The sequence below is a fragment of the Petrocella sp. genome, from assembly GCF_059865615.1.
Genome location: NZ_JCBCDA010000121.1, coordinates 19742 through 34551 on the forward strand (window position 1 = coordinate 19742; position 14810 = coordinate 34551).

Below are 14810 nucleotides of genomic sequence, written 5' to 3' on the forward strand. Positions count from 1 at the left end.
TAATTTTTTTTTTGCGTGATACAGTCCTATAGAATGAACAAAACAAAACAAGGAGACATTCGTTATGGGAAAAATAAAATGGAAACCAGGTAATATGATTTATCCTTTACCGGCTGTAATGGTAAGCTGTGGCAAAGACGAAGGGGAACACAATATCATCACTGTAGCATGGACAGGTACCATCTGTACCAATCCACCAATGACTTATATTTCTATAAAGCCGGAGCGTCATTCTTATGAAATCATAAGAAGAAATAATGCTTTTGTGATTAATCTGACGACAGAAGCACTACTTAGAGCAACAGATTATTGTGGTGTCCGCTCGGGAAAAAATGAGAACAAAGGCAAAAAAATGAAATTAAATCTGGTAAACACTGAAGAAATAATGGCACCACTTATAGAAGAAAGTCCTGTAAACATACTTTGTGAGGTGGTTGAAATCAAAAAACTAGGTTCTCATGATATGTTTATTGCAAAAATCCAGAGTGTCTATGTGGATGAAAATCTCATGGATGGGCAGGGTAAGTTCCATCTAGATGCAGCAAAGCTATTTGCTTATTCTCATGGTGTGTACTATAGACTGGGAGAAAAGCTTGGTACCTTTGGATATTCAGTGAAGAAAAAAACAAAGGGGCTGATAAAAAAGAAAAGAGAAAAATAGTTGTATTATAAAATGGTTAGGGCATCAAAACTTAGTTATAATCCTTTAACCATAAATAAATTTGTGCGGATATTTTATCAAGCTCATTTTAATAAAATTTTAATGGCAATTAGAAAGCTACCATACTATAATAATGACATTAACAAGTTTGGAGTGAACAAAATGATTCAAGTATTGACTGGAATAATAAGTAGTATTCTAAGTTTGGGATTTACATTAATTACATTCATATTCAACCTTGTATTAGCCATAATCGTCATTATGATTATGACAGCGAAGGGTAGAAATGGTTTGCTTTGGGGTATTGCAACTTTTTTCTTTCCCTGGATGATTTTCATTGTCTTGCTGATACCTAGAAAGATTCCAAGATTTAAAAGCTACCTAAAAAATGAGCCAGCTTTTGAAGGTCTGAATCCGGTCGTGGCCTCAATTATGGGGCTTGCAGCAATTGTAGCAAAATCTGATGGCCACGTCAGTACAGAAGAAATCCAGATTATCAGGCAATATATTGCCATGAATTTTCATTTGGCGGGCTCAGAGTTTAATGCCTATGAAAAAGCCTTCAACTATGGCAAAAGTCATCCTGAAGCCTATGTTGAGTTTGCAAGGGTTATTAGAAACTACCATAATCGACGAGATGTGGTTTTATCCATCAGCTATCTTCTGGTTTCTCTTGTGATGCATGATCATAAAATGACAAACCTTGATGAAGCCTTATTGGTTAAGATATTAGCGGAACTTGGCTTAACTGAATACGAATACATGAGCATTAAAAGGTATTTCACCCAAAATACCAGACAACATAATTATAGTTATCAGAATTATGGCTATAATGATTATGCTGACCGAGGTAGAATGAATTCTGCTGATTTGGTAAGTAAATATAGTAAAGTCCTTGGTGTATCAGAAAAAGCAGATTTGATGGAGATTAAAAAAGCATATAGAAAGCTGGCTAAGGAACATCATCCGGATAAGATGTCTTCAGAAGGTATGCCGGAAGATTACAAGCAATATGCAAATCAGAGGATTGTAGAGATCAATGAGGCTTATGAGTATCTAAAAAAAATAAAAACGGCATAAGAAAAACCAGCTTGTTTTGCTGGTTTTTCTTATAGCTATAGAAAGAAAAATTACAAAAGCTAAAGGTCCATGGGCATAGATGTGTTCTCAACACGAGGAACCTTGGCTAGCCTTTGATCTACGAGGGTATTAAAATAGACACCGGCTATAATCAGTATACAACCTAAGATTTTACCAAGGGATAAATCAATATCTCTAAGATAGTCAATAAGAATACCCATCATAAGTTGTCCGGCATACATCAACATCGTGGCAGCAATGATGGACAGCTTACGGATAATCACAGTTGAGGTGGTTACCACAATAATCCCCATAAGACCTCCAAAGTAAGCAAGAGCATGGGTTGAGGATAACTTTGATATGAATCCAAAGGATTCTCTAAGAATTATAAATGCGAATATAACTGTCGTAAGACCAGTAATATAATTCATAACAGTACATTGTTTAATGCCGATATAGTCTGCCAATTTTGCATTTTGGACCATGGCAATGACGATGGAAATACCTGTAAGCAAAGCAACAATAAATATCATAAAAACCTCCGACTAAAAAATAATTAAAAACAGAGCACCTATGGTAATAAGTATTAACCCTAAAAGCTTTAAAGGGACAAAGGGGTATTTTTTCATACCCATCAAGCCATAGTGGTCAATAACTGTCGAAGTGACAATTCTTCCCACAAGGCTTAGCATCAAGGTGACAGTGGCACCGATTGATAAAAAAGCTAAATTAGTAAAATATACGGAGGCAACACCGGTCACACCACCTAAGAGATAGAAAAAAGGAATACCTTTTAAAGTGGTCCACGTACCATTTTTTATATAAAATAGCAATAGGGCACCGATAAGCCCGGTAATGTGTATGAAAAGTAAGGCGGGTGTATCTCCAATGCCCTCAACAAGTAAGCCGTTAGATAGAATCATGATAGCGACAGTCATACCGCTGAACATAGCTAATAATTTATACATAATGAATCTCCCTTGTAAAAGTATCTTTGCTTTTGACGCTATAACTGTAGCAATGTTGTAGCATCAAAAACATATAGTAGAACTTCCATCTTCAATATAAAGTTGCGAATGTATCGACGCAATCTATATGTTGAAGGTGGATTAGTGAAACTTTGCTTTTGACGCTATAACTGTAGCATGATATAATAAAAAAAAATAGGACATATGTCATGGTGGTGGAAAGTTGAAAGAAATAGTTTCAGTACAAAGACTAGAAGTGTATTTAAGTAAGTATAAATTAAATGATATTTTCAAGGAAAACATCTATAATCAAAGCCGAATTTTTGAATATGCAAAGGGTGAGATGATTTGTGAAAATGGCAATAAAATAAACCATTTATTTCTTTTGGTTGAAGGAGAAGCAAAGGTTTTCACCACTTTAAGCAACGGGAAAATTTATCTGCTTCGGATTGAAAACCCTCTGAGCGTTTATGGTGACTTAGAAACTCTTATGCAACATGAGTATACAGCAAATGTTGAAGCACTAACTAAATGTATTTGCATTGGAATACCCATGACGCATATAAGAAGTATATATTTAGATTATGCACCATTTTTAAAATTTTTGTGTTTTTCATTAGCCAATCGTTTAGATAAGGTTAGTCAAATGAGCACTTCAAATATCTTATTGCCACTGAGAAATAAGTTGGCCAGTTATCTTTTGGCACATAAAGAGCTAGATACGAACAATATAAATGTAAAATCAAGCTTTGTCGATATTGCCGAACAATTAGGCACGACATATAGACATCTAAACCGAACCATTAACGAAATGTGTTTGGAAGGTTTAATTCATAAGCGAGGTAAGATGATGGAGATTACAAGTGTGGATGATTTAAAAGCATTGGCAGGACATACATACAGATATTAATGGAGGTATAAAATGGAGAGAAAAGTAGGGCTGGTACTTGAAGGCGGCGGTTTTCGAGGCGTATTTACAGAAGGCATATTAGAATGTTTGCTAGAAGAAGAGATTTATTTGCCATATGTCATCGGGGTATCTATGGGAGCGATTAACGGCAGCAATTACATATCCAGACAGAAAAAACGTAATTACGATATTATGATGACGTATTTAGATGATCATCGCTATGTAAGTATGAAAAATATGATTACAAAAGGTAGTCTTTTTGGTATGGATTTTTTATTTAAAGATGTAGCTTATAAGCTAAACCCCTTTGATTTTGAAACCTTCCATAAATCGAATCAAGAATTGGTCATAGGTGCAATGAGCTGCCATAGCGGTTTGACAGACTATTTTTACAAAAGTCATTTGGATGATTCAGCCCTATTATTAGCCCTTAGAGCCTCATCGAGTCTACCCTTTTTATCTCAAAAAGTAAGTATTAAAGGGGTACAGTATTTAGATGGTGGTGTATCTGACTCTATCCCAGTGCGTCAAGCCCTTGTAGATGGTTGTGATAAAGTCATTGTGATTTTGACCAGGCATCAAGGTTACGAGAGAAAGCCTTTCACCTATGAAAAAATCGGTAATATGATGTATCGAGCCCATCCGGCAGTGGTACAAGCCATGAAACGACGCCATATATATTATAAAGAAACAACAGAATATCTTGAAAAACTAGAAAAAGAAGGGGTGGCATTGGTGATTCGTCCGCCTAAACCAATATTATTAGATAGAGCTGAAAAAGATAGGGAAAAAATAAGAGCAACCTACTTGATGGGTTACCATTATGGGAAAGAAGTCATGGATCAAATAAAAAGCTTCACGGGTGATTTGGTTCAAACATAAACGTTATATAGAGTATAAGAAGGTCTCTAAGCTTTTATACTTAGAGACCTTCTAAATCTATTCAGAATTGGTACTATATCAATGTTTGAAAAAGATTTTCTGATTATAGTCTGAATTTTTTAATGTCTTCTTTCATGCGCTCAATATCCATTAAGAAATCTTCAATGTCATGTTCATGCTCAAGTTCGTCATTAAGAATAGACACGGCCATTTGATAAGTTGAGTGATCTTTTCCGTTTGTAAAATCACAGATTTCTTCATATCTTTGGATGGCACAACGTTCACCGGTAAGGTTCTGTTGAAGGATGGTTTCGATATAAGGATCTGTTGGTGCTTCATAAGCACATTTTGCAAAAGATGTCCAATCAGCAGGATTGAGGATGGGTGTGCCTCCAAGTTGTAAAATACGATTAACAACAAGTTCTGCATGTCCAAGTTCCTCAGTGGCATGTAATAGTAATTCTGGCTCAACTTCACTTCTCATAGGACCTTCCATCATACGTGCACCGATCCAATATTGATAATAAGCCAACCACTCTTCAGCTAACGCTTCGTTTAACATTTGAATTAATTTTTCTACATCAAGATTAGTGATCTCAATAGCTTTTTTTCCCATAATTTCCTCCTTTATAATCATCAACTAGATTCTAAATCCATGCCGATAACATATATTATGTGTTTGTTCTTCAGAGAATCTAGAAAGTTCCTATTATATTGTAACATTTATAAAATGAACTGTCTAGAAGTATACAGGACCATATAACGTAGCATTGTAAGGATGGACCAGCTGTATTATAATGTAGATAGCAATTAAAATCAACCATTTAATCAGTCATTTAGGAGGAAAATATGGACATATATCAAAAATCCCTTGAAATGCATGAAAAGAACAAAGGGAAATTAGCGGTTATATCTAAAGTCAAAGTATCAACAGCAGAAGAATTAAGCATGGCCTATTCACCTGGAGTTGCAGAACCTTGTCGTGCTATTGAAAAAAACCCGGAGGCTATTTATCGATATACCAATAAAGGGAATTTTGTTGCCGTTGTAACAGACGGATCTGCAGTTTTGGGTCTTGGCAATATTGGACCTGAAGCAGCACTACCAGTTATGGAAGGTAAAGCAATATTATTCAAGAACTTTGGAGATGTAGATGCATTTCCAATCTGCCTAGCTACTCAGGATACAGAAGAAATCATAAGAACCTGTAAGTTACTTGCACCAGGTTTAGGTGGTATTAACCTTGAAGATATATCTGCACCTAGATGCGTTGAAATAGAAAGACGCCTCATTGAAGAATTGGATATCCCTGTATTTCACGATGACCAACACGGGACAGCTATTATCACAATTTCAGCCTTAATTAACGCATGCAAATTAACAAAAAGAGATGCCAAGACACTTAAGGTTGTCATAAGTGGTGCCGGAGCAGCGGGCAGTTCTATAGCAAAGATGATTATGCAGTATGGCGTATCAGATATACTGTGTGTGGACCGAATCGGTATTATCAGTTCAAAAAGAAATGACCTGGATTTTGTTAAAAAAGAGATTTTAAGCTTTACAAATAAAAATGATATAGATGGTGATTTGGCACTAGCCTTAAAAGATGCAGATGTTTTTGTAGGCGTATCTGCTGCAGGTATCGTTACCAAAGAGATGGTTAAGTCTATGAATGACAACCCATTTATCTTTACCATGGCGAATCCGACACCGGAAATCATGCCGGAACTGGCTATTGAAGCCGGAGCTAAAATCATAGGAACCGGCCGTAGCGATTATCCCAACCAAATTAATAATGTACTGGCTTTTCCAGGTATTTTTAGAGGTGCACTAGATGCGGGGGCAAAAAAAATCAATGATGAAATGAAGTTAGCTGCAGCTTATGCCATAGCGGAAGTTCTTGAGGAATCCGAGTTAACCAATACCTATATTGTACCTTCTCCCTTTGACACAAGAGTGGTAGAAGCGGTTGCAAAAGCCGTTATGAAAGCTGCTAAGGATTCAGGCGTCACAAGAGGTTAGTGGCATGAGTCAATTTCTATTCGATTAAAGAATAGGCAAAGTCATTGAAAGTACAGTGTCAATAAGGTATAATGGTAATATAAATAATAATAATCATTATCACGCGGAGGTGATGGGATGCTCCAAGTCATTATATTATTAGCGATTCTTATAACCTTATCAGTGGTCGCAGACCATCTTAACCTAAAAAGAAAAGAAAGAAAAGGCATTTGTCATACCACTGGCGGTGGATGTACCAGTCCCATCGGATGTACTTGTGATTCGAAAATAAAAAGCATTGAATTATAGAATCAAAGTGTCAGTACTAAGCGACTCTAAAAGGTATATAGTATATTGGCTATGTTGTGAAGTACTCATAATCATAGATTTTATGAAATAGTTTGAGTTTATAGCTTTGACACTTAAGCCGTCATAGTGCAATATGAACATAAATAAATGTAATTTTTGTAAGTAAGTTCAAAGTTTCATTAATATTCTGAAATTTGTTGCAATGAAGTCCAAGTATGTTACACTTTTTATAGAATGGGAAATAGGGGCATTTCTTATATGCTCAGTATTTCAACTATAAACTAGAGTAAACTTGTGACTGATCAAAACCAGATAATAAAAACCAATGGCGATTAGGACCTTGTTTACAGAGCTTAATGTAAAACGGAGGTAAGGTTTATGATTGCGTTGGTTTTTTTTGCAGTATTTTTGGCACTAACACTTGCGGCATACAATTTTAAGGCGGTAAAAAAATTAGACCCTGGTACAGATCTCATGAAGGAAATTGCGGCAGCCATACAAGAAGGTGCGGATGCTTTTATCCGTCATGAATATAGTATTATAGCAAAAATTGCACTGCTTGCCGCAGTAATATTGAGTATGGTAGTAGATTGGTATGTAGGTGTCACATTTCTTATGGGTGCATCTATGAGTGCGCTTGCTGGTTTCATCGGTATGAGGATTGCAACCATCTCCAATGTACGTGTATCGAATACGGCAAGAACAACAAAAAGTCTTGGAGCGACACTAAAAGTGGCTTTTCAAGGTGGTTCAGTTATGGGGTTAAGCGTTGGTGGCTTTGCTCTCCTTGGACTGGGTCTCGTTTATATAATATTTGGTAAGATGCTTGGACAGACAGATCAAATCAATCTTGTCATCAAAGAGAATTGGATAGGCGTTCATTTCATTCCCTATACCATGACGGTTTCAGGTTATGCTCTTGGTTGCTCCATCATCGCCATGTTTGATCGTGTAGGTGGGGGTATATATACTAAAGCCGCGGATATGGGTGCGGACTTAGTCGGCAAAACAGAAGCCGGCATTCCTGAAGATGATCCTAGAAACCCAGCTACTATTGCAGATAATGTAGGGGATAATGTAGGGGATGTGGCAGGACTGGGTGCTGATTTACTAGAAAGCTTTGTAGGTGCTTTGATCTCAGCCATTGTTCTTGTTTCTTATATGTACTATACAACCAGTGGCATCAATGGTGCTATGGATTATAAGCTCGTTGAGAATTTATTATTATACCCATTGCTTTTTGCAGCAATTGGACTGATCAGCTGTATAGTTGGCATCTTGTCTTTGATTTTTAGAAAAGTGTCAGACCATCCTCATAGAGAATTGAATTATGCCCTATGGCTATCAGCCGGTCTAACAGTGGTTGCTACGGGCATTTTTACCAACCTATATTTTAAAGGCATGGATGTATCAAGCCTTGGTTTTAGAATGGGCATTCTATCACCGTGGATAGCCGCTGTATTTGGCATCGGAAGTGGTATCTTGATTGGATTTCTAGCGGAGTATTATACCAGTTATGATTTCAAACCAACCTTAACCATTGCTCATAAGTCCATGCAAGGCACGGCATTAACCATCACACAAGGTTTGGCTTCCGGTATGAAATCCACCTTGTTTCCGGTTATTGTCTTAGCCCTTGCCACGCTAGCATCAAATCATCTTGCTGGCCTATATGGTGTTGCTATGGCAGCCATCGGTATGCTTTCTTTTGTGGCAGCAACCGTATCTGTGGATACTTATGGTCCTATAGCGGACAATGCCGGTGGCATCTGTGAAATGAGTAAACTAGCACCTGAGGTTCGTAAGATTACAGATAAGTTGGACTCGGTAGGAAATACAACAGCAGCTATTGGCAAAGGCTTTGCGATTGGATCTGCATCACTTGCAGCTTTATCCTTACTGGCATCTTATCTCTATTCTCAGACCAATATGGGTGATACTATGGGATTCGTGCTCAACATCAACATGATCAACACCTTAACTTTAGCAGGTGCTCTAGTAGGTGCAGCATTACCATTTTATTTTTCGGGATTGCTTATTGAATCTGTAGCCAAAGCAGCAGGTGCTATGGTGGATGAAGTCAGACGACAGTTTAGAGAGATGCCGGGCATTCTAACAGGGGAGACGAAGCCGGATTATAAGCGTTGTATTGAGATTTCTTCAGCAGGTGCATTAAAAGAAATGACCTTGCCGGCCTTGATATCGGTCTTAGTACCAATTGGCAGTGGTTTTGTCTTTGGTGAGGAATTTGTAGGTGGTATGCTCATTGGAACCTTGTTATCGGCCATTATGTTGGCCCTATTTGCAGCCAACAGTGGAGGGGCATGGGATAATGCCAAGAAGTTGGTTGAATCCGGAGAATTTGACGGACAGGGCAAGGGATCAGAACTTCACGCATCAACCGTCATCGGAGATACTGTAGGTGATCCTCTCAAGGATACAGTTGGACCATCACTGGATATTCTCATTAAGATTATGGCCATGGTATCCTTAATCATGGTGTCTGTGTTTAGCAAATACAATCTATTAGAACTATTTAAATAAAGTTAGTTTGAACCATCATCCCAAGTAGACAGAAATCTGTAGACTTGGGATGATTTTTAATTTCTATGATTATTTGTGTAAGGCGTCAAAAGGATATACTTGAAGGCACAACTAGGATCAACCAGAGGGACGGTTCTTCCGGTGTGGTGGCGCAACTAAAGTTAATACAGTATAATAGAGACCCGTTAGTCATGAATTTTGCTAGAGGGTCTTTTTCACTTTGAAAGTGATATTTCGCGCATAGTTAATACAACTATTTCATATGCTGAATATGGATGATATCATGTAACTATAACTAAGGTAATTATATCTACTGTAATTTATAATAAGAGTGTTAATACTGTAGGTACAAGACAATATATTTATGAAGATTTATTCCGACATATATATGGTTAAGGCGTCAAAACTATATAGTTGAACTTTCACCTACCATATGTAGTTATGAATGTATCAACGTAATCTACATATGGTAGGCGAATTTAGTGAAACTTAGTTTTGACCCTTTAACCATATATGTATAATAGAATATTTGTTACTGTTCAGACCCAATAAAAATCAAAAAAATTGACGAAATTTTTTTCTGTGGAAAAAGTGATACGAGCAAGGCAATCGTTTTTTAAGGTTGCCTTGCTTGAATTTTACCTTTATTATCCACAGTTATTCACAGATGACTTCTGTTTTCTTGATTATAATAGACCCTAGTAATCTTTTTGAGTACTATGTATTGCCTTTTTAACACTTATCCACCGTCATAATATTACAGTTCACACCCTAGCTAGATTGAGGATAAAGAAAGACAAATATCCCCAAATGTATTCTGCAGATATTGATGACAATAATTCTTAATAGTGAAAACAAGTATAAAATCTAGAAAAAGTATAATCAAATCCAAAGAATATTAGCTAAAAAAGTGGTAAAATAATTGACGAAGTAGCTAAAAAAGAATATAATATATATTATATTTTAGTGGTGAGGTGATTGTTTGAAAATATCAACAACGACGTTACAGAACGCTTTTGGCAAATATTTAAAATTAGCAAGCGATGGGTCGATAATCTATATCGAGAAAAATCAAAAGCCTATTGCGGTACTAAAAGGCATAGGCGAGGAAGAACGATTTTACTTACGCGAAGAAGCGGCAGACTATGAAACGGTTAGACGCTATTCTTATGAGGAGTTTTTGGACCTTACAGGTAAAGAAGAGTCTGAGAAGCAATATGAGTTGATTGACGGACAGATCTATATGATGAGTTCACCATTGTTTCCACATCAAGTTGCGGTCAATGAGATCTTTGGCCAGTTTTACAATTGGTTCAAAGGAAAGCCTTGTCGGCCTTTAACAGCCCCTTTTGATGTAAAGTTATATAATGAAGCAAAGTCATTTAAGGATGACCCCAATGTGGTGCAACCGGATATATTGGTAATCTGTGACCCTGAGATGATTAATGAAAAAGGTTCCTATGATGGCATTCCCACCTTAGTTGTGGAAGTGCTCTCCAAATCAACTAAGTCTAAAGATATGATGATCAAGTCAAACCTGTATATGCGAAGTGGTGTCTCGGAGTATTGGATTGTTGATACGGAAAATCAACAGATCATCGTCTACAGTTTTGAGAACCGAAAGCTGGCACAGAACAGAGCCTATATCAGATCTCAACAAGTTGCTTCCGTGGCTTTCGAGGGGCTAATTATTGATACAGAGGATGTATTTATCGATTAACAACCAGAGCAACCAGAGAGATGGTTCTTCTGATTCGACGGCTTAATATAAGTTGAATTTGCATGGTAGGGACCTTTTAGTCATATGAATTTGCTAAAGGGTCTTTTTTTCTATATTATAAAAAATGAATAAAGTGGTCAGTTATAAAGTCTACTACATTAGCATGACCTTACAATAATTCCAATAAATATAAATAATTATAAAATAAAATATATTAATACATAATTCTACTTAAAAGTGCTTTACATCTACACATTAAAAAGTTAAACTTAATATAATCAGAGGGTGAAAGTTCTTCTGGTTATTTATCTGAAGAGAGAGGTCAAATACAAGGTGCCTAGGGGGGGAGCACATGCCAAGAAGGGGAAGAGAGAAAAGTGAAACAAGGGTATACCATATCATATTAAGGGGTGTAAATAAGCAGACGATTTTTGAAGAACGAGAAGATGGAAAAAAATTCTTAAGCACATTGGCAGAGTATAAAAATGACAGTGGTTTTAAGATTTATGCCTATTGTCTAATGAGTAACCATATACATTTGCTTATCAAAGAGGAAAAAGAACCACTAGAAATCATTATGAGACGTATTGGTGCTAGATTTGTATATTGGTACAATTATAAGTATGAAAGAACAGGTCATTTGTTTCAGGATAGATATAAAAGTGAAGCTGTTGAAGATGAAGCTTACCTTATGAATGTTGTGAGATATATCCATCAAAATCCATTAAAAGCAGGAATTGTAGAGGATATAAAGGACTATAAATGGAGCAGTTATCAAGATTATATGAATAACAAAGGTTTGACAGATACAGATTTTGTGCTTGGTCATTTTGATGCGGACCAAGAAAAAGCCAAAGCTTTATTCGAGATTTTCAATAAAAAAGAAAGTGAAGTTAATTGCCTTGAGATTACAGAAAGAAGAAGAGTAAAAGACAGTGAAGCTATTGGCACTATTAAAAAACTCTGTCATGTCAATCATTGTATGGACCTTCAAAATATTCATAGTCATGAAAGAAGTCAAAGCATCAAGTTATTGAAGGATGAAGGATTATCTACAAGGCAGATTTCTAGGCTAACCGGAATAAGTAGATATAGCATATTGAAAGCCTGACCAGAAGAACCTGAATTAATGTGTAAGTTATTAATTCTACAACATTTATATAACCTATCCGATGAAAAAGTTATTCAGGAATCAAGTTTGAATTTATCTCATTTATATTTTCTAGGACTAAATCCAGAAGACAAGCTACCTGATGAAAGCTTATTAGCAAAGTTTAGGTGTCATCGTTTATCTGAAGTATCATTAGATGATATTATCACAGAAGTTATAAGACAATGTGTCGAACATGGCATAATAATATGAAACATCTGGCTAGAAAAATTATCAGTAGTTAGCAGCTGTACATATCGCCGACGGAGCTTATGTAGATGGTAACGCAATGAAATCATTGTTAGAGCGTACAGTCGCTGGTGGTGTCAACATAAAAGAAGTCTATGCAGACAAAGCGTATTTCAGAAAACCAATTTTAGAATCAATAGAAGGGATTAAAGCAAAAGCATATATACCAGTAAGTGGTATTGTTTATAGAATGGATGAAACAAAATTTACTTATAACAAAGATGCCGATGAATGGTCTTGCCATCAAGGAGCTACAACTATCCATAAAAAGTATTATAAGACCAAAAGAGAAGAAGATTATCGAGAAGGTTACAGGTACAGCTTCTTAAAAGAAGATTGTGAAAAATATAATTTCAGAGAAGAATGTGCCGGAAAAAAGTAAAGAAGAAAGTACTGTCAGTTGGCCTTAATACCGGTGAATTTTATAGTATGTCACAAGAACAAAAAGACGATATCTTTAAAGAAAAGTATCATAAAAGAGACAGTATAGAAGGTAAGAATGCAGAGCAGAAGCGATTCCACGACTTAAATCGAGCCAAAGGATATGGCTTAAGAAGTGTATCAACACAAGCCAAGCTGACTGCCTAGCGGTAAATCTAAAGACAATATCAAGGATAGTGGTAAAGAAAACCACTGATTTCAAGAAAAAAATCGGTGGTTTTTGTTTAGAGAAACATTTTACTGTTTATTTTTTAATAAAAGAGCTATTTGGGCTTGGGAAAAGGGGACTTTTTCAGTGATCTCGAACAGTCCCTCTGGTCGTCCCCCTCTAGTCAAATCGTTTATTCTCAAAAGTAACTCTACGTTGAATTTCAACCATGAGTTTGGAAAAGTCTAGTAAGTCTAGGGACTGTGCTCCATCGGACAAAGCTTCTGCTGGGTTATTATGGGTTTCAATAAGAATCCCATCGGTGCCAATTGCAATGGCTGCTTTTGTTAAAGGCGCTACGAGAGAACGCATACCGCCTGCGTGGCTTGGGTCAACTATCACAGGGAGATGACTTAATTTTTTTAACAAGGGTACTGCTGATATATCTAAAGTATTTCGCGTCATGGTTTCAATGGTTCTAATGCCGCGCTCACATAATATGATGTTAGAATTACCACCTGTCATAATGTATTCAGCACTCATTAAAAATTCTTCTATGGTTGATGCCAAACCACGCTTTAGTAGAATTGTTTTTTTGCAGAGCCCTAATTCCCTAAGCATGTCAAAATTCTGCATATTTCGTGCACCCACTTGAATCACATCTACATCTTCAAATAGGTCAAACTGGCTAAGACTGGTCAACTCAGATACAATGGGTAGGCCTGTTTCTTTTTTTGCTTGAAGGAGTAACTTAATACCTTCAACATGAAGTCCCTGAAAAGCATATGGGGAAGATCTCGGCTTGAAAGCCCCTCCTCTTAGTAGAGTTGCCCCACTAAGTTTTACGGCATGGGCTATTTCCATGATTTGTTCTTCGCTCTCAACAGAACAAGGTCCAGCAATAACTTGAAAGATGCCTTCTCCAAAAGTTCTTGGTCCTACTTTTACATAAGTATTCTCTGGTTGGAACTTACGATTTACCATTTTAAAGGGTTCTGTGATGCGCTTTCCATACTCAACAATTTCATTGTTTTCTGTAATCTGATCAACATCAAGGATACTTGTATTCCCAACTAACCCCACTACTTGATAATCTGTTCCAAAGCTATAAAGCGTCTTAAACCCCTTGCCCTCAAAAACTTTTCTAAAGGCCTCCACGTTACTTTTTTTGACATTTTGTTTCATTACAAATATCATAATCTTTCTCCTTTTTCTAACTGACTTCTTCTTTGGTTTTTAGTAAATAAAAAAGAAGGTAGCCTTTTGCTTCCAAAAGTCACCTTCTAATACTCAATATAATCTAAAAAGTCTTACAATAGATTAACTAGTGAGAATATAAGTTGATTTTGGACAATAAAAACGGACGCTTTCTTGCCAGAAGCGCCAAACAAAATTATTATATAGCTTTGTTGTTGTTTTATTGAACTTAGTCATCTTAAATCCTCTTTACTTAGTGATACCATCACCATATTACGTGTAATTTTAAAGCAGTATATTATCGTCTACTGCAGATACATCCTGCTTGAATGGCTGCGCAGAGAAGAAAACGACACCAAAACTTTTGGTGAATTATTCTTTAGATACTGTGAAGACATACAAGATATGGACTATATAACAGCCATTAAGAGCCTGATGGATCTATTCATAGAGCATATGGAATCAGTTGTTATAAGCAACACAGTAACTATCAAGAGTCAACTACAGCAGTGGATTAGTCAGCAAGCCTCTTATATCAAGGTGTTGTTCG

The 14810-nt window shown here is 36.5% G+C and carries 16 protein-coding genes; 12 read left to right on the forward strand and 4 right to left on the reverse strand.

Annotated features, from left to right (window positions below; genetic code table 11):
• The first annotated feature begins 64 nt into the window (after nucleotides 1-64).
• Together AC6F8J_RS14100 and AC6F8J_RS14105 are read left to right on the forward strand one after the other, a co-directional pair.
• A complete protein-coding gene (locus AC6F8J_RS14100) occupies nucleotides 65-661 on the forward strand; it encodes a flavin reductase (RefSeq protein WP_500724257.1) in 597 nt (198 codons plus the stop codon).
• Between the two features lie 162 nt (nucleotides 662-823).
• Nucleotides 824-1741 carry a DnaJ domain-containing protein gene (locus tag AC6F8J_RS14105; RefSeq protein WP_500724259.1) on the forward strand — a complete coding sequence of 306 codons (918 nt, stop codon included), beginning with the start codon at nucleotides 824-826 and terminating at the stop codon, nucleotides 1739-1741.
• A gap of 59 nt (nucleotides 1742-1800) precedes the next feature.
• Here AC6F8J_RS14105 and AC6F8J_RS14110 read toward each other — a convergent pair whose 3' ends face one another.
• Together AC6F8J_RS14110 and AC6F8J_RS14115 are read right to left on the reverse strand one after the other, a co-directional pair.
• Nucleotides 1801-2274, reverse strand: coding sequence for a DMT family transporter (locus tag AC6F8J_RS14110; RefSeq protein ID WP_500724261.1), 474 nt, complete (start codon nucleotides 2272-2274; stop codon nucleotides 1801-1803).
• Nucleotides 2275-2286: 12 nt separating this feature from the next.
• Nucleotides 2287-2709, reverse strand: coding sequence for a DMT family transporter (locus AC6F8J_RS14115; protein WP_500724263.1), 423 nt, complete (start codon nucleotides 2707-2709; stop codon nucleotides 2287-2289).
• A gap of 223 nt (nucleotides 2710-2932) precedes the next feature.
• Here AC6F8J_RS14115 and AC6F8J_RS14120 point away from each other — a divergent pair, with 223 nt between their 5' ends.
• Nucleotides 2933-3619, forward strand: coding sequence for a cyclic nucleotide-binding domain-containing protein (locus AC6F8J_RS14120; protein WP_500724265.1), 687 nt, complete (start codon nucleotides 2933-2935; stop codon nucleotides 3617-3619).
• A gap of 12 nt (nucleotides 3620-3631) precedes the next feature.
• On the forward strand, nucleotides 3632-4501 hold the full coding sequence (locus AC6F8J_RS14125) for a patatin-like phospholipase family protein (RefSeq protein ID WP_500724267.1): 870 nt from the start codon (nucleotides 3632-3634) through the stop codon (nucleotides 4499-4501).
• Nucleotides 4502-4604: 103 nt separating this feature from the next.
• Here the strand turns inward: AC6F8J_RS14125 and AC6F8J_RS14130 are convergent, their stop codons facing one another.
• Entirely contained in the window at nucleotides 4605-5117 is a 513-nt protein-coding gene (locus AC6F8J_RS14130; protein WP_500724269.1) for a ferritin-like domain-containing protein, read from the reverse strand.
• A gap of 233 nt (nucleotides 5118-5350) precedes the next feature.
• On the opposite strand from AC6F8J_RS14130, the gene AC6F8J_RS14135 reads away from it, so the two are divergent.
• The 8 genes from AC6F8J_RS14135 to AC6F8J_RS14170 all read left to right on the forward strand — a co-directional run bounded on the left by AC6F8J_RS14135 (nucleotide 5351) and on the right by AC6F8J_RS14170 (nucleotide 13062).
• Nucleotides 5351-6523 carry a malic enzyme-like NAD(P)-binding protein gene (locus AC6F8J_RS14135; protein ID WP_500724270.1) on the forward strand — a complete coding sequence of 391 codons (1173 nt, stop codon included), beginning with the start codon at nucleotides 5351-5353 and terminating at the stop codon, nucleotides 6521-6523.
• A 117-nt stretch (nucleotides 6524-6640) separates the two neighbouring features.
• The gene (locus AC6F8J_RS14140; RefSeq protein WP_500724272.1) at nucleotides 6641-6811 is read left to right on the forward strand and encodes a hypothetical protein; all 171 of its coding nucleotides are present in this window, start codon (nucleotides 6641-6643) and stop codon (nucleotides 6809-6811) included.
• Between the two features lie 378 nt (nucleotides 6812-7189).
• Nucleotides 7190-9355: a sodium-translocating pyrophosphatase gene (locus AC6F8J_RS14145; protein WP_500724274.1), complete on the forward strand. Its 2166-nt coding sequence runs from the start codon at nucleotides 7190-7192 to the stop codon at nucleotides 9353-9355.
• A gap of 982 nt (nucleotides 9356-10337) precedes the next feature.
• Nucleotides 10338-11075 (forward strand): Uma2 family endonuclease, encoded by a 738-nt coding sequence (locus AC6F8J_RS14150; RefSeq protein WP_500724276.1) that lies wholly within the window; start codon nucleotides 10338-10340, stop codon nucleotides 11073-11075.
• A 352-nt stretch (nucleotides 11076-11427) separates the two neighbouring features.
• Nucleotides 11428-12186, forward strand: coding sequence for an REP-associated tyrosine transposase (locus tag AC6F8J_RS14155; protein ID WP_500724278.1), 759 nt, complete (start codon nucleotides 11428-11430; stop codon nucleotides 12184-12186).
• An 18-nt stretch (nucleotides 12187-12204) separates the two neighbouring features.
• Nucleotides 12205-12438, forward strand: a complete 234-nt coding sequence (locus AC6F8J_RS14160) for a transposase (protein WP_500724280.1) — start codon at nucleotides 12205-12207, stop codon at nucleotides 12436-12438.
• 76 nt (nucleotides 12439-12514) lie between these two features.
• Nucleotides 12515-12856, forward strand: coding sequence for a hypothetical protein (locus AC6F8J_RS14165; RefSeq protein WP_500724282.1), 342 nt, complete (start codon nucleotides 12515-12517; stop codon nucleotides 12854-12856).
• Nucleotides 12838-13062: a transposase gene (locus AC6F8J_RS14170; protein WP_500724283.1), complete on the forward strand. Its 225-nt coding sequence runs from the start codon at nucleotides 12838-12840 to the stop codon at nucleotides 13060-13062. Before AC6F8J_RS14165 ends, AC6F8J_RS14170 begins: the two co-directional genes overlap by 19 nt.
• Nucleotides 13063-13243: 181 nt before the next feature.
• On the opposite strand, the gene aroF is transcribed toward AC6F8J_RS14170, so the two are convergent.
• Nucleotides 13244-14260 (reverse strand): 3-deoxy-7-phosphoheptulonate synthase, encoded by a 1017-nt coding sequence (aroF, locus tag AC6F8J_RS14175; RefSeq protein ID WP_500724284.1) that lies wholly within the window; start codon nucleotides 14258-14260, stop codon nucleotides 13244-13246.
• Between the last annotated feature and the right edge of the window lie 550 nt (nucleotides 14261-14810).